Genomic DNA, 25,500 nt, shown 5'->3' on the forward strand with positions numbered 1-25,500 from the left:
CGGTGTCCGAACCATCGGCGCCCAGGCCGCCGGACCTGGTCGACCGGGACTTCACCGCCGACGGCCCCGACCGGCTCTGGGTCGCCGACATGACCTATGTCAGGACCTGGTCCGGCTGGGCTTACGTCGCCTTCGTCCTGGACGTGTTCTCCCGCGTGATCGTCGGCTGGCAGATCGCGAACCATATGCGGACCGAACTCCCCCTGGACGCACTTGAGATGACGCTCTGGCGTCGGCGGATCAAGAAGGGCTCCGGCCTGGTCCACCGCTCCGACAGGGGGTCGCAAGGTGGATTCAACTGGTCGTCGCAACACTTTGATCTCGGAGGTGTGCGACGTGGCCACGGCGGACTGGAGTTTGAAGACCAGCGATGTTCCGGAGGGTCGGCGTCGGCAGTGGCGCGCTGATCGTGCGTTGCGGCCGGCGATGCGTTCGCCGGGGCGGCCTGATCCGTCTCGGGTCGTGCAGCGCCAGTTCTGGCGGCTGATCGCCACAGGGGTCACGACGGTGGAGGCGTCGTTGGCGGTCGGCGTGTCGTGGCCGGTGGGTGCGAGGTGGTTTCGTCACGCTGGCGGCATGCCTCCGATCTCGTTGGCCGAGCCCACGGGCCGGTACCTTGCCTTCGAGGAGCGCGAGGAGATCGCGATCCTCAGAGCGATGAACAAGGGCGTGCGCGAGATCGCCCGCGCCCTGGGGCGTGACCCCGGAACGATCTCTCGCGAACTGCGCCGCAACGCCGCCACGCGCAGCGGCAAGCAGGAGTACCGCGCGACGGTCGCCCAGTGGAAAGCACAGCAGGCCGCCAAGCGCCCGAAGACCGCGAAGCTCACAGGCAACGACAGGTTGCGTGAGTACGTGCAGGACCGGCTCGCCGGCAGCGTCCGCCGCCCCGACAACACGATCGTCCCCGGACCCAGGACGCCCGCGTGGAAGGGGCTGAACAAGCCGCACCGGCAGGACAGACGATGGGCGACGGCATGGAGCCCGGAGCAGATCTCGCACCGTCTCCATGCCGACTTCCCCGATGATGAGTCCATGCGCATCAGCCACGAAGCGATCTACCAGGCGCTGTTCATCGAGGGCCGTGGCGCGCTCAAGCGGGAACTGGTCACGTGCCTGCGCACCGGCCGGGCGCTGCGGACTCCCCGTGCACGGTCGCAGAACAAGCCGCAGGGGCATGTCACCGCGGACGTCGTCCTCAGCGAACGCCCCGCCGAGGCCGGGGACCGCGCGGTCCCCGGACACTGGGAAGGCGATTTGATCATCGGAACGGGCCGATCCGCGATCGGCACGCTCGTCGAGCGCAGCAGCCGCTCCACGCTCCTGGTGCACCTGCCCCGGCTCGAGGGCTGGGGCGAGAATCCGCCCGTGAAGAACGGCACCTCACTCGGGGGCTATGGCGCGATCGCGATGAACACGGCGCTCACGACGTCGATGACGCAGCTGCCCGAGCAGCTACGCAAAACTCTCACCTGGGACCGCGGAAAGGAACTCTCCGGCCACGCCCAGTTCGCCCTCGATACCGGGACGAAGGTGTTCTTCGCCGATCCTCACTCGCCCTGGCAACGACCGACGAACGAGAACACGAACGGGCTGCTGCGTCAGTACTTCCCGAAGGGCACCGATCTGTCCCGGTGGTCGTCCACGGACCTCGAAGCCGTCGCCATGGCGATCAACAACCGGCCCCGCAAGACCCTCGGCTGGCGGACACCCGCCGAGGTCTTCGAAGAGCAGCTACGCTCGCTGCAACAGCCCGGTGTTGCAACGACTCGTTGAACTCGCCCAATACGTGTCAATTCGCTACACGGAACGGCTGTCGGACATCGGTGCCTCCGCGTCGGTCGGCTCCGTCGCCGACTCCTATGACAACGCCATGGCCGAGGCACTGAACGGCACCTTCAAAGCTGAGCTGATCGAGATGCAGGGCCCCTGGCGGGACGTCGACCAGGTCGAACGAGCGATCTTCCAGTGGGTCACGTGGTACAACGAAGAACGCCTCCACTCCGCCCTCGACTACGTACCGCCCAGCGAGTACGAACGGGACTTCTGGCAGAGCCTGGAACAAGTCCCGCAGTCCGCCTGAACCAACATCATCGGACTCTACGAAACTCGGGACAGCTCACCTCGTGGATGCGAACGGAGTCGGGGCCGAACGCGGTGCCGTAGCGCACGCCCTCGGTGACCTGGTCCGCGAGAGCGCGGGCCTCGCTCATGTGGCTAGCGGCCGCTGCGACATCGCGCGCTCGGCCTGCGATGACCGCGGCCCTCATATGGAGCGCACCGCGGGTCGCGATCTCCGGCGGCTCATTGGGGGCGGGTACGGAATCCAGCGCGTGTTCCAGAGCGCGGAGCCCGGCGGCGTAGGCGTGGGCCGCGAAGAACGTCTCGGTACGGACGTAGGCGACGGACGCCGACAGCAGCGCGTCGCCGGCCTCGGGAGCGGCCCACCGCATCAGTTCGACAAGTCGCGCGGACAGGTCGCGGGCACCGTACTTGTAGGCCACGGCGTCGGCGGAGCGGTAGGCACTGACCAGGAGGGCGGCCAGTTCGGACCGCTCGTGGGTGGTGGTTCGGTGGTAGGCGCGCGTGAGTTCGGCGATCAGGTCGGGGAGCGTGCGGACGATACGCGTGTATTGGGCGCCCAGTCGCCGGTCGACGGCCTCGTCCACGGCCACACGCAGGCTGCGCAGGGAGCGTGTCGGGCCGTCCTCGGGCACGTCGTAGGCGGCGATCGCGGCGGAAGCGTGGGCAGGGCGTCACGGACGGCCCCTTGCGCGGGACGTCGATCGGCCCGCAGCCGGATCGGATCGACGCCCAGCGCGTGCGCGATGGCTTCGAGGGTGGTGTCCGTGACGCCGCGTTCACCGCGTTCGATCTTGCGGATGGTTCCCAGAGCGACGCTGCCGCATCGGCGAGCTGTCGTTGCGTCACCTTCGGACGCGCGACACTGCGGTAGTAGGCGATCCGCCTTCCGACTCCGTCGCTCGCGAACACGGTCATTCGGGCTCCACTTGAGGGCGTCTGCTCCGAACCGTACCGACACCGACACCGACACACCACGTGCACGCGAACGGCTCCACCGGGCAAGGCCAGCGGAGCCGAGCCGTTTCCGTCAGTCCGCCACGATCGACGTCAGCCGGCCAAGGCCGTCGATACGCCAGTCCGCCTCCGCCACGACCTTGGCGTCGTCCGCCCACAGATGCCCCCATGGGCCACGGCGGACATGCGCGACGCGCAGCCCCGCCCGCTTGGCGGGGAAGATGTCGTTGGCCGGGTGGTCGCCGACGTAGACCGTCCGGTCCGGCGCCGCCTGAGCCACCTCAAGCACGCGCTCGAAGAACTCCGGTTGTGGCTTCGCCACGCCCCACTCCCCCGACGTGACGACGAGATCCGCGGGCAGGTCGAGGGCACGCAGCAACTCGCCGGCGCGGGAAGTCTGGTTCCCGGCGACGATGACCCGCACTCCGAGTTCGCGAAGTGCGGACAGGGCCGGGCGGACGTCGTCGTAGAGGTCGCTCTCGTCGAGGTACTCACCCTGGCCAGCGGCTTCGCGTGCGCGGTACTCGGCGGCGACGTCGACACCCGGCCGGACGAGCCGGAGCGCCTCCGCATTGTCCTGCCCCCGGGCCACGACAGCCCCGACCAGCGCGGAGAGGGTATGACGAGGAACGTCCAGCCAGTCGGCCCACGACTGCCAGTACCGGTCGTCTCGGGTGATCGTCTCGCCGACGTCGAACACGATGGTCTCAATCACCCCTCGAAGCCTAGGCGGTCACGAGGCACCAGCGATGGTTGCCCGTGATCGGATGGCCCTCATGACCACGCCCTCCCGTGTCCTCTACCTCTTCGCCTCCGCCGCACCCCCCACCCTCGACATCGCCGAGGTCATCGAGGACGCGCAGTCCCGCGGCTTCGACGTGTGCCTCGGTCTCACCCCCACCGCCGCCCGTTGGCTCGAACCCCGGCTCGGCGCGCTCGCGCTGCTGACGGGGCACCCGGTCCGTAGCGAGTACAAGATGCCGGGTGAGCCGGACGTCTGGCCGAAGGCGGACGTGATCGCGGTTGCGCCGGCGACCTTCAACACCGTCAACTCATGGGCGCTGGGGCTGACTCACGACTTCGTGGTGGGTGTCGTCGCCGAGGGCATCGGGAAGGGCATCCCGATTGTCGCGATGCCCTGCGTCAACTCGGCCTATGTGCAGCACCGGCAATTCGAGCGGAGCATCGCCGAGTTGCGTGCCATGGGCGTGCAACTCCTCTACGGCGAGGGCGGCTTCGTGCCGAACCGGCCCGGACAGGGCAAGCCGAGGGAGTTCCCCTGGGCGCTGGTGCTCGATGCGGCCGTGGAGGCGAGCCGCACCTGAACCACCGGCCCTCGACCGGCAGTTGGTGTTCCGAAACGCACCCCCACCGTCGAATTCCCGCCACCCCCCACTTCCCCCCACACCCGATCATCACCCCCACCACAAACGCACTCCCCTTCGACCCCCGCGCACACACCCGAGACCGGCCGGACCACCCCCACCCCCTCGGCCAGTGCCCGCCACCCAGGCAAATGGCAAGGTAGATCGGCATATTCACCGCACCTCGGCCACCAGACACCCCCTCCGGCCGCCACGCACCGTCACCGCGCACGCCACCCCCAGCCGCGTTCGATCTCCCCCACGCGACCGGATCCGTACGTTCCTACAATCCGTAATCCTGGCCGAACAGACCGTAGTCACCGCACTCGGGCGCCCCTAGCTTGTGCCCCGTGCGCCGACCCCCAGCTCGACACAGCCAGTCCACGCCGCCCACTCCGCCGTTCAACGCCCCCGCCGCCCGCAGGCTCCGGACCGCTCTCGACATGGGTCCCGAACACGTCGCGTACGGGATGCGTGTGTCGTTCGGGCTGCCCTATGTCACGCCTGACCTGGTCATCGCCTGGGAGCGTGGGCTCACCGCGCCGTCGAGTCCCGAACTCACCGCGCTCGCGGGCGTGTTGTGGTGTTCCGCGAGTGAACTCATCGGCAGGCCACGCACGCTGCGTGAGCACCGTCTCGCCCGTGGCCTCGCGCCGGAGGACATCGCCCGTGCCGTCGGGCTCGAACTCCTCGTGTATTTGCGGATGGAGGAGAACGACGAGTGGCGCGGCACCGAGCGCCAGTCCGCCACGCTCGCCGATCTGCTCGACCTCTCGCTGCCCGACTTCATCAGCGTCACCGGACGCGACGCGAAACTCGCGGAGTTGCTGCGCGGCGCCGTGACCACTCGCTGGCAGGCCGCCGTACGGCCGATCGGCAAAATGGTGCCCCTGGAGCGGCACGTCCTGGAGGAATCCCTCAAGGAGCTGCACCAGGAATACCAGGGGCGGATGCTCGCCACGCTCAGCTGGGCCGGCGGCAACTCGCCCGGCGACGCGAGCGAGGCCGGGCGCGACTTCCTCGACCAGATCATCAGCCGTTTCTGGGCCGTGGTCGAGAAGGGCAACACCTACTGAACAGGCCGGTCTGAACAGGCGTCCGGTCTGAACAGACCGGACCCGCCACACCTACGGGACCTACCGGCCCTAGAAGACCGACTCCGCCTCGTCCATCCGGTCCTTCGGCACCGTCTTCAGCTCCGTGACCGCCTCCGCCAGCGGCACCATCACCACCTCGGTGCCGCGCAGCGCCGTCATCCGTCCGAAGTCGCCCCGGTGCGCGGCCTCCACCGCGTGCCAGCCGAACCGCGTCGCCAGCACCCTGTCGTACGCGGTCGGTACGCCGCCGCGCTGGACGTGGCCGAGGATGACCGGCTTGGCCTCCTTGCCGAGGCGGCGTTCGAGTTCGTACGCCAGTGCCGTGCCGATGCCCTGGAAGCGCTCGTGGCCGAACGCGTCGATCTCGCCCTTGCCGTAGTCCATGGAGCCCTCGGCGGGGTGCGCGCCCTCGGCGACGCAGACGACGGCGAACCGCTTGCCGCGGGCGAAGCGTTCCTCGACCATCTTGACCAGGTCGGCGGGGTCGAAGGGGCGCTCGGGCAGGCAGATGCCGTGGGCGCCCGCCGCCATCCCGGACTCCAGCGCGATCCAGCCCGCGTGCCGGCCCATGACCTCGACGACCATCACCCGCTGGTGGGACTCCGCCGTGGTCTTCAGGCGGTCCATCGCCTCCGTCGCGACCCCGACCGCCGTGTCGAAGCCGAACGTCCGGTCGGTCCCCGAGATGTCGTTGTCGATCGTCTTGGGGACGCCGACCACCGGCAGGCCCGCGTCCGACAGCATCCGCGCCGCTGTCAGGGTTCCTTCGCCGCCGATCGGGATCAGCGCGTCGATGCCGAAGTCACGGGCGATGTCGAGCGCGTTCTCGCAGGCCTCGCGCAGGCGGTCGCGCTCCAGGCGGGAGGACCCCAGGATCGTGCCGCCGCGGGCGAGGATGCCGCTGACCGCGTCGAGGTCGAGGGCGCGGTAGTGGCCTTCGAGCAGCCCGGCGTAGCCGTCCTCGAAGCCGATGACCTCGTCGCCGTAGTTGTCGACCGCTCGGTGCACGACCGATCGGATCACTGCGTTCAGGCCGGGGCAGTCGCCGCCTGCGGTGAGAACTCCGATGCGCATCGTGCTGTGTCTCCTGCTCGCTGTTGAGACCGGTGAGCCGGATCCGATTGTTTCACGTCCCCCGGGGCGATGCCGCTCCCGTCGGACCGAGGGGCGTCTTAACCACCCCCGGAGGTATTGTCAAGAGGGTTCTGCTCACCTCGGTGGGCGATTTTTATGACCACCGGATTTGACCAGCGAAACGAAGCGAGGTAGCACGCGTGACCCGCAGCGTGTACGTGACCGGGATCGATCGCGGCGACGGCCGTCAGGTCGTCGAGCTGGGGGTCATGGAACTCCTGACCCGGCAGGTCGACCGGGTGGGGGTGTTCCGGCCTCTCGTCCACGACGATCCCGATCGGCTGTTCGAACTGCTGCGCGCCCGCTACCGGCTCTCCCAGGACCCGGCGACCGTCTACGGCATGGACTACCACGAGGCGTCCGCCCTCCAGGCCGAGCAGGGGACGGACGAGCTGGTGTCGACGCTCGTCGAGCGGTTCCATCTCGTCGCCCGGGACTACGAGGTCGTCCTCGTCCTGGGGACCGACTTCGCGGACACCCAGTTCCCGGACGAGCTGGCCCTCAACGCCCGTCTCGCCAACGAGTTCGGCGCGTCCGTGATCCCCGTCGTCGGCGGACGCAAGCAGACCTCCGAGTCCGTGCTCGCGGAGACCCGCAACGCGTACCGGGCGTACGACGGCCTCGGCTGCGACGTCCTCGCCATGGTCACCAACCGGGTCGCCCGCGAGGACCGGGAGGAGATCGCCCAGCGCCTCACCTCCCGGCTGCCGGTGCCCTGTTACGTCGTACCGGACGAGCCCGCGCTCTCCGCGCCGACCGTCGCGCAGATCACCCACGCCCTCGGCGGCCGGGTGGTCCTCGGGGACGACTCGGGGCTCGCGCGGGACGCGCTGGACTTCGTGTTCGGCGGGGCGATGCTGCCCAACTTCCTCAAGGCGCTGACCCCGGGCTGCCTGGTCGTCACCCCGGGCGACCGCGCCGACCTCGTCGTCGGGGCGCTGGCCGCGCACAGTGCCGGCACCCCGCCGATAGCCGGCGTGCTGCTCACCCTGAACGAGGTGCCGAGCGACGGGATCCTCACCCTCGCCGCCCGCCTCGCCCCGGGCACGCCGGTGATCTCGGTGGCCGGGAACTCCTTCCCCACCGCCGGCGAACTCTTCGCCCTGGAAGGGAAGTTGAACGCGGCCACCCCGCGCAAGGCGGAGACCGCGCTCGGCCTCTTCGAGCGGTACGTCGACACGAGCGACCTGCTCAGGCGGGTCTCCGCGCCGAGCAGCGACCGCCTCACCCCGATGATGTTCGAGCACACACTCCTGGAGCGGGCCCGCTCCGACAAGCGCCGGATCGTCCTCCCCGAGGGCACCGAGCCCCGTGTCCTGCACGCCGCCGAGGTGCTGCTGCGCCGGGGCGTCTGCGAGCTGACCCTGCTCGGCCCCGAGGACCAGATCCGCAAGAAGGCCGCCGACCTCGGTATCGACCTCAGCGCCGCCCAGCTGATCGACCCGGGGACCTCCGAACTCCGCGACCGCTTCGCCGAGACGTACGCCGAACTCCGCGCCCACAAGGGCGTGACCGTCGAACTCGCCTACGACGTCGTCGCCGACGTGAACTACTTCGGCACCCTGATGGTGCAGGCCGGGCTCGCCGACGGGATGGTCTCCGGCGCCGTGCACTCCACGGCCGCCACCATCCGCCCCGCCTTCGAGATCATCAAGACCAAGCCGGACGCCGACATCGTCTCGTCCGTCTTCTTCATGTGCCTCGCCGACAAGGTGCTGGTGTACGGCGACTGTGCCGTCAACCCCGACCCGAACGCCGAGCAGTTGGCCGACATCGCCATCCAATCGGCCACCACCGCCGAGCAGTTCGGCGTCGCGGCGCGGATCGCCATGCTGTCGTACTCCACCGGTACGTCCGGCTCGGGCGCCGACGTCGACAAGGTGCGCGAGGCGACGGAGTTGGTGCGGCTGCGGCGGGCCGATCTACGGATCGAGGGGCCCATCCAGTACGACGCCGCCGTCGAGCCGAGTGTCGCCGCCACCAAGATGCCGGAGTCCGAAGTCGCGGGCCGCGCAAGCGTGTTGATCTTCCCCGACCTCAACACCGGCAACAACACCTACAAGGCCGTGCAGCGTTCGGCCGGCGCGATCGCCGTCGGTCCGGTGCTCCAGGGGCTGCGCAAGCCGGTCAACGACCTGTCCCGGGGCGCCCTCGTCTCGGACATCGTCAACACCGTCGCCATCACGGCGATCCAGGCCCAGAACCCGAAGACCTCGAACGAGAAGGCCCCCCAGCAGTGACCGCGACCCGTGTCCTCGTCCTCAACTCCGGCTCCTCGTCGGTGAAGTACCAGCTGCTCGACATGCGCGACGGCGAGCGGCTGGCCCTGGGGCTCGTCGAGCGCATCGGCGAGGAGACCTCCCGGCTCAAGCACACCTGCGTCACGACCGGCGCCGTACGGGAATGGATCGGACCGATCGGCGACCACGAGGCCGCCCTGAAGGCTGTAGCGGAGCAACTCGCCACGGACGGGCTCGGGTTGGACTCTCCCGAACTCGCGGCCATCGGGCACCGGGTCGTGCACGGCGGGCAGACCTTCACCGCGCCCACGATCATCGACGACACCGTGCTCGCCGAGATCGAGCGGCTGATCCCCGTCGCTCCGCTGCACAATCCGGCGAACCTCGTCGGGATCCGGACCGCGATGGCGCTGCGGCCGGATCTGCCGCAGGTGGCCGTGTTCGACACCGCGTTCCACACGACGATGCCGGAGTCGGCCGCGCGGTACGCGATCGACGTGGCGACCGCGGACGCGTACCGGATCCGGCGGTACGGGTTCCACGGGACCTCGCACGCGTATGTGTCGCGGGCGACGGCGAAGCTGCTGGGGAAGGCGCCCGAGGACGTGAATGTCATCGTGCTGCATCTCGGGAACGGGGCGTCCGCCTCGGCCGTGCGAGGCGGACGGTGTGTGGACACCTCGATGGGGCTGACGCCGTTGGAGGGGCTGGTGATGGGGACCCGGTCGGGAGACCTGGATCCGGCCGTCATCTTCCATTTGATGCGTGTTGGCGAAATGTCCACCGATGAGATCGACACTCTCCTCAACAAGAAGAGCGGTCTGATCGGGTTGTGCGGGGACAACGACATGCGCGAGATCCGGCGCCGGATCGACGAGGGTGACGAACAGGCGGAGTTGGCCTTCGACATCTACATTCACCGATTGAAGAAGTACATCGGTGCCTACTGCGCGGTACTCGGCAAGGTGGACGCGGTCGCCTTCACGGCGGGGGTCGGCGAGAACGACAGCGACGTGCGGGAGGCCTCCGTCGCGGGCCTGGAGCTGCTGGGGCTTGAGGTGGACGGGGCGCTGAACGCCGTACGGAGTGACGAGCCGCGGCTGATCTCGCCGGAGTCGTCGCGGGTCGCGGTCGCGGTGGTGCCGACGGACGAGGAATTGGAGATCGCCACGCAGACGTATGCACTGGTCGGAAATTCCAACGCCTGAGCGCCTGCCCGCCCATTTGTATCTTCCGCCAGACGGAATATTCCGTAGCGAAACAAACCGATAGGATCGTCCCATGCGCCGTTCGAAAATCGTCTGTACTCTCGGCCCCGCGGTCGACTCCCACGAGCAGTTGGTGTCGCTGATCGAGGCCGGCATGAATGTGGCCCGCTTCAATTTCAGCCACGGCACCCACGCCGAGCACCAGGGGCGGTACGACCGCGTCCGTGCCGCGGCCAAGGAGACCGGCCGTGCCATCGGCGTCCTCGCCGACCTGCAGGGCCCGAAGATCCGCCTGGAGACCTTCGCGGAGGGTCCCGTCGAGCTGGTGCGCGGTGACGAGTTCACCATCACCACCGAGGACGTCCCGGGCGACAAGACCATCTGCGGGACGACGTACAAGGGCCTGCCCGGTGACGTCTCCCGCGGCGACCAGGTCCTCATCAACGACGGCAACGTCGAGCTGAAGGTCCTCAGCGTCGAAGGCCCCCGCGTGAAGACGATCGTCATCGAGGGCGGCGTCATCTCCGACCACAAGGGCATCAACCTGCCCGGCGCGGCCGTCAACGTGCCCGCGCTCTCCGAGAAGGACGTCGAGGACCTGCGCTTCGCGCTGCGGATGGGCTGCGACATGGTCGCCCTGTCCTTCGTGCGCGACGCCAGTGACGTGTACGACGTCCACAAGGTGATGGACGAGGAGGGCCGCCGGGTCCCCGTCATCGCCAAGGTGGAGAAGCCGCAGGCGGTCGCCAACATGGAGGCCGTGGTCGCGGCCTTCGACGCGGTGATGGTGGCCCGTGGCGACCTCGCCGTCGAATACCCGCTGGAGAAGGTCCCGATGGTGCAGAAGCGCCTGGTGGAGCTGTGCCGGCGCAACGCCAAGCCGGTGATCGTGGCGACCCAGATGATGGAGTCGATGATCACCAACTCCCGCCCCACGCGCGCCGAGGCCTCCGACGTGGCCAACGCGATCCTGGACGGCGCGGACGCGGTCATGCTGTCCGCCGAGTCCTCGGTGGGCGCCTATCCGATCGAGACCGTGCAGACGATGTCGAAGATCGTCCAGGCGGCCGAGGAGGAGCTGCTCAGCAAGGGCCTGCAGCCGCTCGTGCCGGGCAAGAAGCCGCGGACGCAGGGCGGTTCGATCGCCCGTGCCGCGTGCGAGATCGCCGACTTCCTCGGCGGCCGGGCCCTGGTGGCGTTCACGCAGTCCGGTGACACCGCCCGCCGGCTGTCCCGCTACCGCGCCTCGCAGCCGATCGTCGCCTTCACCACCGACGAGGGCACCCGCAACCAGCTGACGCTCAGCTGGGGCGTGGAGTCGCACGTGGTGCCGTTCGTCAACAGCACGGACGAGATGGTCGACATGGTCGACGGCGAGATCGCCAAGATCAACCGCTTCAACCCGGGCGAGACCGTCATCATCACGGCCGGTTCGCCTCCCGGTGTGGCCGGCACGACGAACATGCTCCGCGTCCACCACCTCGGCGGCGGCGAGGGCAACTGACGTACGCCTGAAGGTTCTTGTACGGCGCTGAGGGCGTCCCCTGCGATCAGGGGGCGCCCTCGGTTCTTGTTCCGACCGTCTCGCGCAGCCACGCATTGGCGCGCAGTTCCGGGTGAGCGGTGGTGATCAGCCGGTATGCCTCGGTCTTGGCCCGGTCGGTGAGCTGCCCCAGTTCGGTCCAGGTCAGTTCGGCCTTCGCCGGAGGCCACACGGTCGTGAGAGTGACCGTGCCCGCCTCGCGGTGGAAGGAGTAGACGTGCTGGGTGAGGGAGGCCTCGACCACGACGTCGGTGTGCGCCTCCAGTTCACGCACCGCGTGGTCCAGCAGCAGGGCGATGTCCACCACGGGCTCCCCCAGCAGCCGCACGCCGAGATCCACGCCGTGGACGACAAGCCTCAGGTCGGCCTTGAAGTACCTCAGGCTGAAGTCCGAGGCGCTCAGGTCGGCGACCGGTGGCCGCCAACCCGGTGACCAGGAGTCGTCGTCCGTATGCGGCTCGAAGGCGAAGTCGATCATCTGCCCTCCCTCCGGACAGAACAGTGCCCCGCCGAGACGATACTCGGCGGGGCACTGCTCCTTCGCGGCTCCCGAACGGGCTTGTGGACGGGCTCAGTTCTGATAGCTGTGCAGACCGGGGACGGTCAGCGTGCCGCCGAACTGGCCGGCCTGGACCACCTTCACGTTGGTGAAGTAGATCAGCGGGATGTTCAGCGGCGGCGGGTTGTCCGGGTCGAACGTGATCGGGATCAGTCCGAACAGGTTGCCCGAGATGGACTCCGTGTACATCACGGTGTCGCCGTCGCGGATCGTGGAGGTCGAGCCGGAGGCCGCCTGCACGTGGTACGTCTTGCCGGACTGCTTGTCGTCCACCGTCTGGTGCAGGTCGCCGATGTCGGTGCCACCGGAGATGACGTACTTCAGGACCTTCTTGACCTTGCCGCTGGCCGTCTTCACCTCGACGATGCCCTTGTAGTCGGCGCCCTTGAGCAGCAGCGAACTCGCGTTCAGGTACCAGGGATCGTCGGGCAGCAGCACCTTGTTGTCGACGCCGCTCAGGTCGTCCGTGGCGACCGGGCAGTCCGAGGTGTCGGTGCTCGCGCTCGCGGACGGGCTCGCCGTGTCAGAGGCGGTGGCGGTGGGCGTGGCCGTGTCCTCGGCCGCCTTCGTCGCCGTGTCGGTCGTGTCCTTCACGGTGTCGTCGACCGTGTCGGCGGCCTTCTTCGTCGTCTCCTTGACGGTGTCGGACGCGCTGGAGGAGTCGTCCGTGGACGTGTCCTTCGTGGCGCTCGCCGAGGCGGACGCGGTCGGCGTCGGCGTGGCGGTCGCCGTGGAGTCCGAACTCGACGAACCGCCGGTGAGGATGCCGGTGATCGCGTCGCCGATGGTGTCCAGCAGACCTTCGCTGCTCGCGGTCGCCGAGGGCGTCGCGGTGGCGGTGGAGCCGGACGACGTGGTGCCGGACTCGCTCGACTTGCTCGCCGAGGCCGAAGCGGTCGGCGTGGGCGTGGACTTGTCGTCGGAACCTGAATCCGACGAAGAGGTCTTGCCCGAGTCCTTCGTGGCGGAGTCCGTCGCCGTGGCCGACGGTGTCGTCTCGTCCTTGGACGAGTCCGAGGACTCGCTCGCGGACGGCGTGGCCGAGGCGCCCGCCGTCGACTTGGCGAGGGCCGCGACGCAGTCCTTGTACTCGTCGGCCGTCAGGCTCTTCGACGACGGCGAGGTCGTCGAACCGTTTTCGGCGAGGGCGAGCGAGGACGTGAAACCCAGCCCCACGATCACGGCGGTCGGCATCGCCACCGTGGCTATCGCCTTGCCGGCGGGCATGTGGAGCCTGGTGAGCAACGGCTTCTTGGGCGCCGCGTGCCGCGGCCCGGTTCTCACACGGGACGCGTCCACGTCAGTCCCGTGGGTCACCTCGTCAGCCGGCACTGTGCCTCCCGTTCGCCCCGTTGCTCACCGGGCTCGTTCCTGACAGATCCTTGGGCTCGTCCGCGGCGTCGGCGGACTCGTGCGGCGTCGGCTCCTGAGGCGCGGCTTCGTAGTACGCCGACGACTCGTGGGGCGCGGCCTCGTACGGTGCGGCTGCGGGCGCGCCGCCCTCTCCCTGCGTGTCGTCCTGTACCGCCTGCGGCTGAGGCGGTGCGCCCGGCGCCCACGACACGGCCAGCGCTCCGCCGACCATGGCGAAGAGGAAGCCGATGAGGAAGCCACCGAGGTTGGACACGGGGATGGACACCAGCGCCAGCAGAATCGCCGCGACACCCGCGAAGGTGCGCACGTGCTTCTGGAACCAGAGGCTGAAGCCCAGGACGACGAGCAGCACGCCGATGATCAGGGACCCGGCGCCCGCCGTGGTGGCCATCGCCAGCGTCAGATGCCCGATCTGGAGATGCGCGTACGGGAAGTAGGCGATCGGGAGTCCGCCGAGCATGACGTACAGACCGGCCCAGAACGGCCTTGTGCCACGCCAGGCGCGGAACTGCAGCCTCCGGCGGGTGAACTGACCGGGTGCGGCAGGAGTCTCGGCGCTCATGGAAAACAGCTCCCTGGTACGGCGTTGCTGTGGTGGAGAGTTGCACCTCGTGTGAAGGCGCTGGTGGAAGGTGGACGGGCGGGGGCGCCACCGGCTCCCCCGCCCGCCGTCAAGTGCCTAGTAGCACTCGTGGGTGCCGGCCGAGACCGACATCTTCAGCCCGCTGAGCTTGAAGGTTCCGGCAGTGGTGGCCCACGCCGTCTGCTGCACGTGGGTCAGCGTGGCCGACTCGGCCTGCTGCGCGAAGCCGTACGGGTTGGCAGCCTCGCTGCCGCCCTTCATGCCCGGACCCTTGGTCGCGCTGCCGGCGGCCACACCGATGTCGATGTTGTGGAACACCGCGTCGGCGTTGAGGTCCTGGACGTCGATGTACAGGTTCTCGGCCTGGACCGGCGTACCGTCGCCGCCCGCCTTCAGCATGAGGCTGACCGATCCGAAGATCGGGATGTTCGGGGTGACCACCGACTGGCACATGTTGGTGATCGAAGCGGACTTGAACGCCGAGACGGCGACGGGGTGAGCCGTCTTGCTGCCGTCCAGGTTGTAGCCCGAGTCCAGGGCTCCGTACTGCGTGAAGCCCGTGCCGTCGAGCTGATCGGCCGTCACCTTGAACGACTGGCCGGAAACACTGAACGACGCGGCAAGGGCGCCCTGCGCGAGGGCGACACCTATACACGCCGTAGCGGCGACGCTGGGCACCATGACCACAGCGAAGCGCTTCCATCTCGTCCCGCCACGCACCTGGGACTCCATATTTCCTCCTTCTCGGACGTACATCTCCTGGCCCTGACTGCCCCCAGATGGCGGCTCAGCCGGGCAGGGATGGGAGAAGTGCTACGTCCTCGGGAAGGGGAGCGCCTGTACCCGGAGGCGCGAACCCGCGCACCGATCACCGGCGATCACCCCCGAGCGACAACCACTGGTCGCGCCTGACGCACATCACGCACAACCTTGCTGGACAGGCTCCGCCTCGCGGCGAAGACCCCCCTGCCCAAGAGCCGACTCCATTGTTTCCGGCTCTACTCGGTGGGGACCCAGGAGACCCCGTCGACCCGACCGGCTGTCGGGGTACGGAAACGGACCGAGCGTCGCCGATCGTGGTGCATTCTCGCCGCCCGCACAAGGGGCTTCGTTACTGGGTAGTAACGACCGGATAACCGAACAACGACCCGCCGGTATCGGCCGACGACGCTGGGTGTCATCGTGGGCCAGGACAAAACCGTTGATCTTCGGACGGAATCCGACAGAACAACGGCTTCGGCTTACTCCAAGTAACAGCGACCGCGATTACCAAGATTTGGTAAAGCGCGGTCGCAGTGACACTCCGTCGGCAAATCTTTCACACCGGCAACACCGTTCCCGAGGTTTACCGACTGGTCAGAACCGGCCTCGCACCCCGCTCAGAACAGCGCCCGCGCCAGTGCCCGCCGGGCCGCCGTCACCCTCGGGTCGTCGCCTCCGACGACCTCGAACAGCTCCAGCAACCGCACCCGTACGGTGTCCCGGTCGTCACCCACCGTGCGCCGCACGGTCTCGATCAACCGCCCGAACGCGTCCTCGACATGACCGCCCACCAGATCCAGGTCCGCGGCGGCGATCTGCGCCGGCACGTCACCCGGCTTCTCGGCGGCCTCCGTCCGCACCTGCTGCGGGTCGAGCGTCGACACCCGCTGCAGCAACTCGGCCTGCGCGAGCCCGAGCTTGGCCTCCGAGTTGGCCGGGTCGTCGCTCAGCACGTTCCTGTAGGCCTGTACGGCCCCGCCGAAGTCCCCCGCGTCCAGGGCCCGTACAGCGGCCTCCAGCAGCCCGTCGTAGGGTCCCGCCGGCATCTCGGAGACGGCCTCGGGGCGGTCGCCCGGCACGGCGTCCGGGTCGACGGTCAGCCCGGTGAGACCGAAGCGCTGCTCGGCGACCTGGATCAACTGGTCCAGGGTCTGGCGGATCTGCGGCTCGGTGGCGGCCCCCTGGAAGAGCGGCAGCGCCTGCCCGGCGACCACCGCGAAGACGGCCGGGATGCCCTGCACCCCGAACTGCTGCATCAGCATCTGATTGGCGTCGACGTCGATCTTGGCGAGGACGAAGCGTCCGTCGTAGTCGAGGGCGAGCCGCTCCAGGATCGGGCTCAGCTGCTTGCACGGCTCGCACCACTCGGCCCAGAAGTCGATGACGACCGGGACCTCGGTGGACCGCTGCAGGACCTCGCTCTCGAAGCCCGCCTCATCTACGTCGATCACAAGGTCGGCCGGCGAGACGGCTCCGCCACCGCCCTGCCTGGCGGATTCGGCGCGCGCCTGCTCCGCCTTGGCCTTGGCCTCCTGGGCCGCCTTCACCGCGGCGAGGTCGACGACTCCGCTCATGGACATGTTCCGTGGCTGCATGCGTCTATCCTCCCCCGTCCGCGCGTGTGAATGAAAAGCGTTGTGAAAGCCGGTCCGGTCAGTGCTGTTCGCCAAGTGCTGTACGGCGTCGGGTCCCCACCCCACGCCCATGGTTTCGCTACGGGTCGTAGCGTAATCGTGCCGGGTGCCTCGCGGAAAGGGATACCCCGTGATCTCCCTCACTGCACCACAGGAACCGCCGGTTATGGTCGAGGGATGCAGAGCCGCACTCCCGTCCCACGCGCCGCGGGCCGCCCCCGCAGCACCACCGCGGACACCGCGATCCTCGCGGCCACCCGGGAGGCCCTGGTCGAACTCGGCTGGTCCAAGCTCACGTTGGGAGACGTGGCGACCCGCGCCGGGGTTGCGAAAACCACCCTCTACCGCCGCTGGGCGGGCAAGAACGAACTCGTCGTCGACGCCGTCGCCGAACTCTTCGACGAACTGGAACTCCCCGACCGCGGCACCCTGGCCGCCGACATCGAGGGCGTCGTCCTCCAGTTCGCGGCGATCCTGGCCCGCCCGGAGGCCAAGAGCGGACTGATGGCGGTGGTCGCCGAGTCCGTCCGCGACGACGCCCTGCGCGAACGCATCCGCGAATCGATCGTCGACCGCCAGAAATGCCTGGTCGTCGAGGGCAGGGCCCGCGCCCAGGCCCGCGGCGAACTGCCCCCCGAATCAGACCCCTTGGAGGCCGCCCGCACCGCCGACCTGATCTTCGACGTGGTCGCCGGCGCGGTCGTCCACCGCACCCTGGTCAGCGCGGAACCGGCCGACGAGGACTGGGTCCACAGCTTCACCCAGGTCCTCCTGCTGGGCCTGACCTCACTCAGCGGGGCTCAGGCGCCTCCGCGCTAGTCCGTGTCCCGAAGTCCCGACCCGCCCGGAGGGCGGGCTCCACGGCGGCCGGTACCCGCTCCGGGGGCCCCGGCCGAAGGCTGGGGAAGTGCCGGGCGTCGCAGGGCAGGCAGGACTGCGCGGACACGACCCGGCGGACCGGGCCGCGGGAGAACATCGACACCTGCCCAGCAGCTGTCGTCTGCGACAGGACCGGCCGCACAGGCCCTGGTGCCCCAGAAGCCGGCAGGGCAGGGCTACTGGGCCTGACCTCACTCAGCGCGGCTCAGACACCTCCGCGCCAGCGCCGGCCCGGCTAATCGAGCCGCGGGAGAACAACACCCGTCACCGCGGGCCACGCGACGGGATCCCCACGCCCCCAAGGCAGTTGGGGAACACGACCGACGCCCCGCCCGCCTCTGCCACAGGATCCGCCGGACAGGCCCTGGTGCCCCAGAAGCCCACAGGACCGCTGCACCTGACCTCACTCAGCAGGGCTCAGACACCTCCGCGCCAGCGCCGGCCCGGCTAATCGAGCCGCGGGAGAACAACACCCGTCACCGCGGGCCACGCGACGGGATCCCCACGCCCCCAAGGCAGTTGGGGAACACGACCGACGCCCCGCCCGCCTCTGCCACAGGATCCGCCGGACAGGCCCTGGTGCCCTAGAACCCGGCGGGCTCGGTGTAGACGCCCCACTCCTCCCGCAGCACCCCGCAGATCTCGCCCAGCGTCGCCTCGGCCCGGGCCGCGTCCAGCATCGGTCCGATCATGTTCGACCCGTCCCGCGCGGCGGCGAGCATCGCGTCCAGAGCAGCCGCTACGGCCGCCTCGTCCCGCGCTCCCTTTCGCGACCCCAACTCCCGGACCTGCTCCCGCTCCACCTCGTGGCTGACCCGCAGGATCTCCAGGTCCCCGGTGACCGACCCGTGGTGCACATTGACGCCCACGACCCGCTTGTCGCCCTTCTCCACGGACCGCTGGTACTGGAACGCGGCCTCGGCGATCTCGCCGGTGAACCAGCCGTCCTCGATCCCGCGCAGGATCCCGGAGGTGATCGGCCCGATCGGGTGCTGCCCGTCCGGATGCGCCCGCAGCCCGCGCTCCCTGATCTGCTCGAAGATCTTCTCGGCGTCCGCCTCGATCCGGTCGGTGAGCTGCTCGACGTACCACGAACCGCCCAGCGGATCCGCCACGTTGGCGACCCCGGTCTCCTCCATCAGCACCTGCTGCGTGCGCAGCGCGATCTCCGCGGCCTGCTCGCTGGGCAGCGCGAGGGTCTCGTCCAGGGCGTTGGTGTGCAGCGAGTTGGTCCCGCCGAGCACCGCCGCGAGGGCCTCGACTGCCGTACGGACGACGTTGTTGTACGGCTGCTGCGCGGTCAGCGAGACGCCGGCGGTCTGGGTGTGGAAGCGCAGCCACTGCGCCTTCTCGGACCGCGCGCCGTAGACGTCCCGCATCCAGCGGGCCCAAATCCTGCGCGCCGCGCGGAACTTGGCGATCTCCTCGAAGAAGTCGACGTGCGCGTCGAAGAAGAAGGACAGGCCGGGCGCGAACACGTCCACGTCGAGGCCCCGGGACAGGCCGAGTTCGACGTACCCGAAGCCGTCCGCGAGGGTGTACGCCAGCTCCTGCGCGGCCGTGGAGCCGGCCTCGCGGATGTGGTAACCGGAGACGGACAGCGGCTTGTAGGCGGGGATGCCGGTCGCGCAGTACTCCATGAGGTCGCCGATGAGGCGCAGGTGCGGCTCGGGCTGGAAGAGCCACTCCTTCTGGGCGATGTACTCCTTGAAGATGTCCGTCTGGAGCGTGCCGTTGAGAACGGCGGGGTCGACGCCCTGGCGCTCGGCGGCGACCAGGTACATGCAGAAGACGGGGACGGCGGGCCCGCTGATGGTCATCGAGGTCGTCACATCGCCCAGCGGGATGTCCTTGAACAGGACCTCCATGTCGGCGGCGGAGTCGATGGCGACACCGCAGTGCCCGACTTCGCCGAGCGAGCGCGGGTCGTCGGAGTCCCGCCCCATCAGGGTCGGCATGTCGAAGGCCACGGAGAGGCCTCCGCCGCCGTTGGCGAGGATCTTCTTGTAGCGCTCGTTGGTCTGCTCGGCGTTCCCGAACCCGGCGAACTGCCGGATCGTCCAGGTCCGCCCCCGGTAGCCCGTGGCGTGCAGCCCGCGCGTGTAGGGGTACTCACCGGGCCACCCGATCCGCTCGAAGCCGTCGTACGTGTCCCCGGGGCGTGGACCGTACACCGGCTCGACGGGGTCCCCGGAGAGCGTGGTGAAGTCGGCCTCACGCTTACGTGCGGCGTCGAACCGGGCCTGCCAGCGTCGGCGGCCCTCTGCGATGGCGTCAGCGTCCATGCTTCGAATTTACTAGGACGTCCTAGTAAATGTCGAGGATCGCCCCTCGGAGGCATCGGGCCACCCGATCCGGAACGAGCGCAAGGCCGGGTGCTGCATACAGTCGTGCTGTCCGACGCCAGGGAGGCCAGACGTGGTGCCACGTTTTACGGAGTTCGACTTCGGTGTGTCGTGGGTGATGGGGTTCTTCCACCAGGACGGAACCCACGACGGGGACACGGCCGCCGAGATCGTCGCGACCCACCTCGCGGGGTGGAGCGGCGAGGCGGCCCTGGCGGTGCGCCGTGACGCGCGGACCCTCGGCAACCTCCCCTCGGAGACGCTGGAGGTGCTCTGGAACGCCGGGGCTGAGTACCTGCCGAGTTTCGATACGCGCCTCGGCAGCGGGGCCGAGTGGACGCGGGAGGTCGTCGGCCTCTGCGACGCGCGGCTGTCCACGGAAACCGGCGTACGCCCGCTCGCGGGAGCGGACACGGAGGACGGCGAGGCCTGCCTCGACGCGGTCGTCGCCGAGATCGAAGCGGCCCGGTTCCTGGCGGACGAGGTGCGGGCCGCGCTGGTCGACTGCGCCCGCCGCTGCACTCCGGACCTGGCGTTCCGGGTGCTGCTGAGAGCGATACTCCGCGCCACGCCGGACCCCTCGCTGTCCCCGGACCGGTACGGGCGGCTGGAGGCCGTCGGATCGGCTCTCCAGTACGGCGAGTTCGTGGTGGACAACGTCAGGTTCCTGGTCGAGGAGCCCTGACGGCGGCCCAGGGGCCCGCACTCGGCCGAGTGCGAGCCGGCCGCTACGCCTTCGCGGCGACCGGAGTCGGCTCGACGATCTTCGACTCCAGCTCGTGGCTGATCTTCCGCTCCACGAAGAAGGCGGCGGTCGGGATGGTCCCCGCGAGCAGCACCCAGAGCTGCTTGCCGACCGGCCACTTCGCCTTGGAGCCCAGGTCGAACGCGAAGAGGAGGTAGACGACGTACAGCCAGCCGTGCGCGATGGCGACGACCTCGGTGAAGCTACCGGCGCCGTCGATCTTGAGGAGGTACTTGGCGATCATGCTGAGGCACAGCAGGACCAGCAGGACACCCGTGACGTACGCCATGACGCGGTAGCGGGTCAGCACGCTCTTTTTCATGAGGACGAGCGTAACGACCGGTTCCGGGCGATCTTTCCCCGGGTCGGCCCTCGTCCTCTGCCCGGTCAGTCCTCGTCGAAGTCCGCCGCCGCGACCCTCAGCGGGCGCAGCATCGCGAAGATCTCCGCGCACTCCTCCGCGTCGTAGGCGCTGAGCCCGAAGTCCATCTCCATCAGGTCGCGGGTGGCCGCGTCGCAGACCTCGCGGCCCTTGTCGGTGATGGAGGCGAGGGTGCCGCGGCCGTCGTTGGGGTTGGGGCGCTTGTCGACGAGCCCGGATCTGACCAGCCGGTCCACGGTGTTGGTGACCGACGTGGGATGCACCATGAGCCGCTCGCCGATCTTCGACATCGGCAGCTCACCCGCCTTGGAGAAGGTGAGCAGCACCAGCGCCTCGTACCGCGCGAAGGTCAGTCCGTACGGTTTGACGACCGCGTCGACCTCGGCGAGCAGGATCTGCTGTGCCCGCATGATCGAGGTGATGGCGGCCATCGACGGTACGTTTCCCCAGCGCTGCTTCCAGTGTTCGTCGGCGCGGGCGATGGGGTCGAAAGGGAGACTGAGCGGCTTCGGCACGTCACCAGACCTTACCGGCCGGTCACATCGTGGTCAGCCCCGTCTCGCCTTTCGGTCCTCCGGCGGTCCCCCGGGCTTCTGCGGTCCTACGGCCTTCCGCGCTCCTGCGGGCTTCTACGGCGAGCAGTGCGCAGCACACCGTGCCGAGCGCCCCGGCCCCCACCACCGCCCCGCGCACCCCGGCGAACTCGGCGGCCGCACCGGCCAGGGCCATGCCCACGCCCTGGATGGTCATCAGCCCGGCGGTGAGCAGGGTCATGGCCCGGCCGCGCAGTTCCTCGGGGACGTCCCGGACGAACCACTGGTCGAGGCCGAGCGTGTACGCGGACCCGGCGCCCGCGACCGTCAGCAGCACCAGGGAGAGGGCGAGGCCCGGCCGGGAGGCGTAGGCGAGGTAGGGCAGGAGGGTGCAGCAGGCGAGCGGGAGGGCGATCCGTTCGCGGGTGGCGGGGCGGAGTCGGGAGCCGGCGTACAGCTCGCCGGCGATCGTGCCGACGGGCAGGGCGCACATCAGCAGCCCGAGCCCGGTCGAACCGGCGCCGAGTTCGGCCGCGTAGGGGGCGCCGAGCGCCTCAGGGGCGACGGAGAACATCGCGGGCAGCCAGAACAGCAGGAGCAGCGCCCGTACCCGGCGGTCGGCGAGGACCTGCCGGGCACCCTTGAGGGAGTCGGCCAACAGAGCGCCCCCGCCGCTCGCCCGGGCGGGGCGGCGCCGGGTGCCGAGGCGCAGCAGGGCCGCGGAGGAGAGGAAGGTGCCCACGGTGCTCAGCAGAGCGTGGCGCGGAGAGACGACGGTGAGCAGCAGACCGCCCGACCCGTACCCGACGAGCAGCGCGCTCTGCGACACGATCCGCAGCAGCGAGCGGCCCAGCACGAAGAGATCGCCGTCGCCGAGGATGTCGGCGAGCGTCGCCATCCGGGTGCCCGCGAACACCGGCGAGACGACGGCGAGGGCGCAGCGGAGCAGCAGCAGTACGGCGATGCCGGTGCCCGGCGCCACCATCGCCGCGACGCAGCCCGCGCACACCAGGTCGCAGACCACCAGCACGCGCCGGGCCGGGTAGCGGTCGGCGACCCCGGCGAGCAGCGTCCCGCCGACGAGATACGGCAGGAACCCGACCGCGAACGCGAGCGCGCTCATCAGGGGCGAGCCGGTGAGGTCGTAGACGAGGACGGAGAGCGCGATCTCGGTGACGATCACGCCGAGCAGGGACAGCGCGTGCGCGGCGAAGACGAAGCGGAACTCGGGGACGGCGAGGACGCGGCGGTAGCCGGTGGGCGGCGCGGGAGGGGTTCGGAGCATGGGGAGCAGCGTGCTCGGCGGCGGCTCCCGCCCATAGAGTTTCGGACAGGAGCGAATCTTCCGGTCCGGTTCTTTGGGGGCGAGACATGCCGTCGCGGCTGTATTTCGGGGAGGACGACTTCCTCCGGTGCCGGTTCGCCGTGTCGCCGCTCTGGGAGACGCAGGAGGTCGTACGCACGCTGAAGCGGCCGGAGCGGCACGGGTATCACGCGGACTGGCTGCGGCGGACCGGTGCGGCGGCGGCCGGTCTCGACCTGGGGCCGCTGTGGCTGCTGATGCCGCAGACCGGGCACTGCCCCGACTGGCTGTGCCCACCGCCGATCGGTCCCGCGGCGACCTTCGAGCAGGAGATCGCCGCCGTCCGCACGGTCGATCCGGCCGAGGCCCGGGAGGACACGGCGAGGTCGCTGGCGGACACCCCGGGCGCGCTGGAGTCCGCGCGCGGTCGGGCCTGGCTGCGTGAACCCGCCCGCATGATCGAGGAGTTGGCGGACTCTTTGGAGGCCGTCTGGCAGACCCTGGTCGCGCCGGACTGGCCACGGCTGCGCGCCCTGCTGGAGGCGGACATCGCCTTCCACTCGCGCCGGCTCGCCGAGGTCGGGCTGGGCATGCTGCTCCCGGAGATCAGCCGGCACTGCGCCTGGGACGCGGGGACGCTGACCGTGGACTTCCAGGGCGAGCACGAGCGCCGTCTCGGCGGTCAGGGCCTCGTCCTGCTGCCGAGCGTGTTCATCTGGCCGAACATGGTGAGCACCTTCGAACCCCCCTGGCAGCCGACCCTGGCCTACCCGGCCCGCGGCATCGGCGCCCTGTGGACCGAGCCCGCCGACCACACCCCGGACGCGCTGCTACGACTGCTGGGCCGCGGCCGGGCCACCGTACTGACCGCCCTCACCGAACCCGCCTCCACGACCGCCCTCGCCCACCGCCTCCGCCTCGCCCCCTCGTCGGTATCCGCACACCTGACGGTCCTGCGCGACGCGGGCCTGCTCACGGCGCGCCGCTACGGCCACCAGGTGCTGTACGAACGGACCGCGCTCGGGAGCACGCTGGCAACGGGCGGGGGCTGACCGGCGCACCGGGGCCGGGCGCGGTACGGCAACACCCGACGCACGCGTCGACGGACGATGTAGGGAATCCTCGCCGCCTCCAGTCATCGGCCGACCGACGCACCGGCATCCGACCGGGTTCACGAACCCACACCGCCGGAAATCCACGGCCGGCCTCACTCGGCGCCCGACCGCCGCGCCAGCCGGGCACGGCAACACCGTGCACCGACAGACCCCGCCGAAAATCCGCACCGGCCTCGGACAGCAGCCGACCGCCCCACCACCACCCGACCCGGTTCACGAACCCACACCGCCGGAAATCCACGCCCGGCCTCCGGGCGGCGGCCGAGCAGCCCATCAGCACCGCCCCGGCCCACGGACGAACACCACCGGCATTCCACACCGGCCTCGGGCGGCGCCCGACCGGCACGCCGGGCCAGGCCCGGCCCGGCGCAGTGCGGCGACACAGGACGCCCTGTGTCGAGGGACCGTTTCGGGCATCCGTGCCGCCCTCGCGCGGCGGCCGCCCCACCCGGCGCGCGAAGAGCTCCCACCGGAAATCCGCGCCCGCCTCCGGCATCGGCCGCCCGGCGCGTCAGGGCCCGCCCCGGCGCACGGACGAACACCACCAGCACCCCGCACCCACCTCCCCCACCGGCCGACCGGCGCGCCAGGGCCCGGCTCGGTGACGGATCGTTCACAATCACTGACGAATCGTCACTTGATGTCCCCTCGCGCAAGGGAGCGGCATGTCCCGGCTGATCCGCACGTTCGCGGTGGTCTCGGTGTTCGGGCTGGCGGTGGGCTGTTCGTCCGCCGCCGACGTCGACGAGGCCTCCGTCGCCGGTGCCCGGTCCAAGGACCCGGCGCACGCCACGTCCTTCTGGGTCGACCCGGCGAGCCCGGCGGCCGAGCAGATCCAGATGTGGGAGCGGGAGGGACGCAAGCACGACGCCGCGCTGCTCAAGCGGATCGCCGATCAGCCGACCGCGCTGTGGCCCGCCGGCGAACTCGACCCCGGCCCGGTGATCCGGGCGGCGACGGCGTCCGCGCGCCAGGAGGGTCGTACGCCCGTCTTCGTGGCGTACGACATCCCGCACCGGGACTGCGGTCAGCACTCGGCGGGCGGGGCGGCGGACGCGGACGCGTACCGGGCGTGGATCGGCAAGTTCGCGGAGGCGCTGGGGAGTTCGAAGGCGTTCGTCGTGCTCGAACCGGACGCCGTCGCGCACATGGTGGACGGGTGCACCCCGGGCGAGTACCAGGGCGAGCGGGAGCAGTTGCTGAGCGAGGCGGTGGTCCGGCTGAAGCAGCAGTCCGGTACGACGGTGTATCTCGACGCGGGCAACCCGGCCTGGATCAGGGAGCCTTGGAAGCTGGTGGAGCCGCTGAAGCGGGCCGGGGTCGAGGAAGCGGACGGGTTCTCGCTCAACGTCTCCAACTTCCAGACGGACGACGTGACGAAGGAGTACGGCCTCCAGTTGTCGAAGGACCTCGGTGGCAAGCACTTCGTCGTCGACAGCAGTCGGAACGGCAACGGGCCGCTGGCCGGGGCCTGGTGCAACCCGCCGGGCCGGGGTCTCGGCACCCGCCCGACCACCGACACCGGCGAACCCGCCCTGGACGCCTATCTGTGGATCAAGCGGCCCGGCGCCTCGGACGGAACGTGCGAGGGCGGTCCCGACGCGGGGCAGTGGTGGCCGGAGTACGCCTTGGAGTTGGCGCGCAACTCCAAGGCGTAGCAA

25 protein-coding genes are annotated in these 25,500 nt (G+C 69.9%); 12 read left to right on the top strand and 13 right to left on the bottom strand.

The genetic code is table 11. The features are described 5' to 3' along the window. The 3 genes from ACIBJH_RS40765 to ACIBJH_RS40775 form a co-directional block, all read left to right on the top strand. Nucleotides 1–407, top strand: a 407-nt coding sequence (locus tag ACIBJH_RS40765; protein ID WP_399121997.1) for a DDE-type integrase/transposase/recombinase, incomplete at its 5' end; no start/stop codon positions are given. A gap of 169 nt (nucleotides 408–576) precedes the next feature. After that, nucleotides 577–1,776, top strand: a complete 1,200-nt coding sequence (locus ACIBJH_RS40770) for an IS30 family transposase (RefSeq protein ID WP_399122132.1) — start codon at nucleotides 577–579, stop codon at nucleotides 1,774–1,776. A gap of 13 nt (nucleotides 1,777–1,789) precedes the next feature. Continuing rightward, nucleotides 1,790–2,083, top strand: a complete 294-nt coding sequence (locus ACIBJH_RS40775) for a transposase (protein ID WP_399121998.1) — start codon at nucleotides 1,790–1,792, stop codon at nucleotides 2,081–2,083. 7 nt (nucleotides 2,084–2,090) lie between these two features. Here ACIBJH_RS40775 and ACIBJH_RS40780 read toward each other — a convergent pair whose 3' ends face one another. Genes ACIBJH_RS40780 through ACIBJH_RS40790 form a run of 3 tightly spaced genes read right to left on the bottom strand, consistent with a single transcriptional unit; the run spans nucleotide 2,091 to nucleotide 3,754 of the window. Continuing rightward, nucleotides 2,091–2,717, bottom strand: coding sequence for a hypothetical protein (locus ACIBJH_RS40780; protein ID WP_399122142.1), 627 nt, complete (start codon nucleotides 2,715–2,717; stop codon nucleotides 2,091–2,093). After that, a complete protein-coding gene (locus ACIBJH_RS40785; protein WP_399121999.1) occupies nucleotides 2,600–3,055 on the bottom strand; it encodes a helix-turn-helix domain-containing protein in 456 nt (151 codons plus the stop codon). The genes ACIBJH_RS40780 and ACIBJH_RS40785 overlap by 118 nt, the downstream gene beginning before the upstream one ends. 57 nt (nucleotides 3,056–3,112) lie before the next feature. Then, nucleotides 3,113–3,754, bottom strand: a complete 642-nt coding sequence (locus ACIBJH_RS40790; RefSeq protein WP_399122000.1) for an HAD family hydrolase — start codon at nucleotides 3,752–3,754, stop codon at nucleotides 3,113–3,115. 61 nt (nucleotides 3,755–3,815) lie between these two features. On the opposite strand from ACIBJH_RS40790, the gene ACIBJH_RS40795 reads away from it, so the two are divergent. Continuing rightward, a complete protein-coding gene (locus ACIBJH_RS40795; protein WP_399122002.1) occupies nucleotides 3,816–4,364 on the top strand; it encodes a flavoprotein in 549 nt (182 codons plus the stop codon). Between the two features lie 482 nt (nucleotides 4,365–4,846). Then, nucleotides 4,847–5,479 carry an XRE family transcriptional regulator gene (locus ACIBJH_RS40800; RefSeq protein ID WP_399122133.1) on the top strand — a complete coding sequence of 211 codons (633 nt, stop codon included), beginning with the start codon at nucleotides 4,847–4,849 and terminating at the stop codon, nucleotides 5,477–5,479. 69 nt (nucleotides 5,480–5,548) lie between these two features. Here ACIBJH_RS40800 and ACIBJH_RS40805 read toward each other — a convergent pair whose 3' ends face one another. Then, nucleotides 5,549–6,574, bottom strand: a complete 1,026-nt coding sequence (locus tag ACIBJH_RS40805; RefSeq protein ID WP_399122003.1) for an ATP-dependent 6-phosphofructokinase — start codon at nucleotides 6,572–6,574, stop codon at nucleotides 5,549–5,551. A gap of 200 nt (nucleotides 6,575–6,774) precedes the next feature. Here ACIBJH_RS40805 and pta point away from each other — a divergent pair, with 200 nt between their 5' ends. From pta to pyk, 3 genes are all read left to right on the top strand, one after another. Next, a complete protein-coding gene (pta, locus tag ACIBJH_RS40810; RefSeq protein WP_399122004.1) occupies nucleotides 6,775–8,874 on the top strand; it encodes a phosphate acetyltransferase in 2,100 nt (699 codons plus the stop codon). Next, nucleotides 8,871–10,082, top strand: coding sequence for an acetate kinase (locus tag ACIBJH_RS40815; RefSeq protein WP_399122005.1), 1,212 nt, complete (start codon nucleotides 8,871–8,873; stop codon nucleotides 10,080–10,082). Before pta ends, ACIBJH_RS40815 begins: the two co-directional genes overlap by 4 nt. Before the next feature lie 73 nt (nucleotides 10,083–10,155). Beyond that, complete coding sequence (gene pyk, locus ACIBJH_RS40820) at nucleotides 10,156–11,586, top strand: pyruvate kinase (RefSeq protein ID WP_399122007.1); 1,431 nt, start codon at nucleotides 10,156–10,158, stop codon at nucleotides 11,584–11,586. Nucleotides 11,587–11,632: 46 nt separating this feature from the next. Here the strand turns inward: pyk and ACIBJH_RS40825 are convergent, their stop codons facing one another. From ACIBJH_RS40825 to ACIBJH_RS40845, 5 genes are all read right to left on the bottom strand, one after another. Next, nucleotides 11,633–12,103 (bottom strand): hypothetical protein, encoded by a 471-nt coding sequence (locus ACIBJH_RS40825; protein WP_399122008.1) that lies wholly within the window; start codon nucleotides 12,101–12,103, stop codon nucleotides 11,633–11,635. Between the two features lie 93 nt (nucleotides 12,104–12,196). Continuing rightward, the gene (locus tag ACIBJH_RS40830; protein WP_399122009.1) at nucleotides 12,197–13,516 is read right to left on the bottom strand and encodes a hypothetical protein; all 1,320 of its coding nucleotides are present in this window, start codon (nucleotides 13,514–13,516) and stop codon (nucleotides 12,197–12,199) included. Next, nucleotides 13,506–14,120, bottom strand: coding sequence for a DUF6114 domain-containing protein (locus ACIBJH_RS40835; RefSeq protein ID WP_399122010.1), 615 nt, complete (start codon nucleotides 14,118–14,120; stop codon nucleotides 13,506–13,508). Before ACIBJH_RS40835 ends, ACIBJH_RS40830 begins: the two co-directional genes overlap by 11 nt. Before the next feature lie 117 nt (nucleotides 14,121–14,237). Then, a complete protein-coding gene (locus tag ACIBJH_RS40840) occupies nucleotides 14,238–14,873 on the bottom strand; it encodes a DUF6230 family protein (protein ID WP_399122011.1) in 636 nt (211 codons plus the stop codon). Between the two features lie 647 nt (nucleotides 14,874–15,520). Beyond that, entirely contained in the window at nucleotides 15,521–16,498 is a 978-nt protein-coding gene (locus tag ACIBJH_RS40845; RefSeq protein ID WP_399122012.1) for a tetratricopeptide repeat protein, read from the bottom strand. 216 nt (nucleotides 16,499–16,714) lie between these two features. Here ACIBJH_RS40845 and ACIBJH_RS40850 point away from each other — a divergent pair, with 216 nt between their 5' ends. Next, nucleotides 16,715–17,356, top strand: a complete 642-nt coding sequence (locus tag ACIBJH_RS40850) for a TetR/AcrR family transcriptional regulator (protein WP_399122014.1) — start codon at nucleotides 16,715–16,717, stop codon at nucleotides 17,354–17,356. A 644-nt stretch (nucleotides 17,357–18,000) separates the two neighbouring features. On the opposite strand, the gene ACIBJH_RS40855 is transcribed toward ACIBJH_RS40850, so the two are convergent. Beyond that, nucleotides 18,001–19,701, bottom strand: coding sequence for a methylmalonyl-CoA mutase (locus ACIBJH_RS40855; protein WP_399122015.1), 1,701 nt, complete (start codon nucleotides 19,699–19,701; stop codon nucleotides 18,001–18,003). A 133-nt stretch (nucleotides 19,702–19,834) separates the two neighbouring features. Between ACIBJH_RS40855 and ACIBJH_RS40860 the strand changes: the two genes are divergently transcribed. Then, the gene (locus ACIBJH_RS40860; RefSeq protein WP_399122016.1) at nucleotides 19,835–20,446 is read left to right on the top strand and encodes a hypothetical protein; all 612 of its coding nucleotides are present in this window, start codon (nucleotides 19,835–19,837) and stop codon (nucleotides 20,444–20,446) included. 43 nt (nucleotides 20,447–20,489) lie between these two features. Here ACIBJH_RS40860 and ACIBJH_RS40865 read toward each other — a convergent pair whose 3' ends face one another. The 3 genes from ACIBJH_RS40865 to ACIBJH_RS40875 form a co-directional block, all read right to left on the bottom strand. Continuing rightward, nucleotides 20,490–20,828, bottom strand: a complete 339-nt coding sequence (locus ACIBJH_RS40865) for a DUF3817 domain-containing protein (protein WP_200715382.1) — start codon at nucleotides 20,826–20,828, stop codon at nucleotides 20,490–20,492. A 65-nt stretch (nucleotides 20,829–20,893) separates the two neighbouring features. After that, nucleotides 20,894–21,403: a MarR family winged helix-turn-helix transcriptional regulator gene (locus tag ACIBJH_RS40870; RefSeq protein ID WP_019073137.1), complete on the bottom strand. Its 510-nt coding sequence runs from the start codon at nucleotides 21,401–21,403 to the stop codon at nucleotides 20,894–20,896. A 22-nt stretch (nucleotides 21,404–21,425) separates the two neighbouring features. Continuing rightward, the gene (locus tag ACIBJH_RS40875; RefSeq protein WP_399122017.1) at nucleotides 21,426–22,706 is read right to left on the bottom strand and encodes an MFS transporter; all 1,281 of its coding nucleotides are present in this window, start codon (nucleotides 22,704–22,706) and stop codon (nucleotides 21,426–21,428) included. A gap of 86 nt (nucleotides 22,707–22,792) precedes the next feature. Between ACIBJH_RS40875 and ACIBJH_RS40880 the strand changes: the two genes are divergently transcribed. Both ACIBJH_RS40880 and ACIBJH_RS40885 read left to right on the top strand, forming a co-directional pair. Next, the gene (locus ACIBJH_RS40880) at nucleotides 22,793–23,776 is read left to right on the top strand and encodes a DUF5937 family protein (RefSeq protein ID WP_399122018.1); all 984 of its coding nucleotides are present in this window, start codon (nucleotides 22,793–22,795) and stop codon (nucleotides 23,774–23,776) included. Between the two features lie 728 nt (nucleotides 23,777–24,504). Beyond that, on the top strand, nucleotides 24,505–25,497 hold the full coding sequence (locus ACIBJH_RS40885) for a glycoside hydrolase family 6 protein (RefSeq protein ID WP_399122019.1): 993 nt from the start codon (nucleotides 24,505–24,507) through the stop codon (nucleotides 25,495–25,497). Nucleotides 25,498–25,500 lie beyond the last annotated feature (3 nt).

The organism is Streptomyces sp. NPDC050548 (assembly GCF_044457385.1).
In the GTDB taxonomy this organism is placed as follows: domain Bacteria; phylum Actinomycetota; class Actinomycetes; order Streptomycetales; family Streptomycetaceae; genus Streptomyces.

Excerpts from the sequence above, each read along its gene's own strand:
- ACIBJH_RS40880 (WP_399122018.1), top strand. The coding sequence starts at position 22,793 with ATGCCGTCGCGGCTGTATTTCGGGGAGGACGACTTCCTCCGGTGCCGG.
- ACIBJH_RS40840 (WP_399122011.1), bottom strand. The coding sequence starts at position 14,873 with ATGGAGTCCCAGGTGCGTGGCGGGACGAGATGGAAGCGCTTCGCTGTG.
- ACIBJH_RS40885 (WP_399122019.1), top strand. The coding sequence starts at position 24,505 with ATGTCCCGGCTGATCCGCACGTTCGCGGTGGTCTCGGTGTTCGGGCTG.
- ACIBJH_RS40795 (WP_399122002.1), top strand. The coding sequence starts at position 3,816 with ATGACCACGCCCTCCCGTGTCCTCTACCTCTTCGCCTCCGCCGCACCC.
- ACIBJH_RS40855 (WP_399122015.1), bottom strand. The coding sequence starts at position 19,701 with ATGGACGCTGACGCCATCGCAGAGGGCCGCCGACGCTGGCAGGCCCGG.
- ACIBJH_RS40800 (WP_399122133.1), top strand. The coding sequence starts at position 4,847 with ATGGGTCCCGAACACGTCGCGTACGGGATGCGTGTGTCGTTCGGGCTG.
- ACIBJH_RS40845 (WP_399122012.1), bottom strand. The coding sequence starts at position 16,498 with ATGCAGCCACGGAACATGTCCATGAGCGGAGTCGTCGACCTCGCCGCG.
- ACIBJH_RS40835 (WP_399122010.1), bottom strand. The coding sequence starts at position 14,120 with ATGAGCGCCGAGACTCCTGCCGCACCCGGTCAGTTCACCCGCCGGAGG.
- ACIBJH_RS40805 (WP_399122003.1), bottom strand. The coding sequence starts at position 6,574 with ATGCGCATCGGAGTTCTCACCGCAGGCGGCGACTGCCCCGGCCTGAAC.
- ACIBJH_RS40865 (WP_200715382.1), bottom strand. The coding sequence starts at position 20,828 with ATGAAAAAGAGCGTGCTGACCCGCTACCGCGTCATGGCGTACGTCACG.
- ACIBJH_RS40850 (WP_399122014.1), top strand. The coding sequence starts at position 16,715 with ATGCAGAGCCGCACTCCCGTCCCACGCGCCGCGGGCCGCCCCCGCAGC.
- ACIBJH_RS40770 (WP_399122132.1), top strand. The coding sequence starts at position 577 with ATGCCTCCGATCTCGTTGGCCGAGCCCACGGGCCGGTACCTTGCCTTC.
- ACIBJH_RS40875 (WP_399122017.1), bottom strand. The coding sequence starts at position 22,706 with ATGCTCCGAACCCCTCCCGCGCCGCCCACCGGCTACCGCCGCGTCCTC.
- ACIBJH_RS40825 (WP_399122008.1), bottom strand. The coding sequence starts at position 12,103 with ATGATCGACTTCGCCTTCGAGCCGCATACGGACGACGACTCCTGGTCA.
- pyk (WP_399122007.1), top strand. The coding sequence starts at position 10,156 with ATGCGCCGTTCGAAAATCGTCTGTACTCTCGGCCCCGCGGTCGACTCC.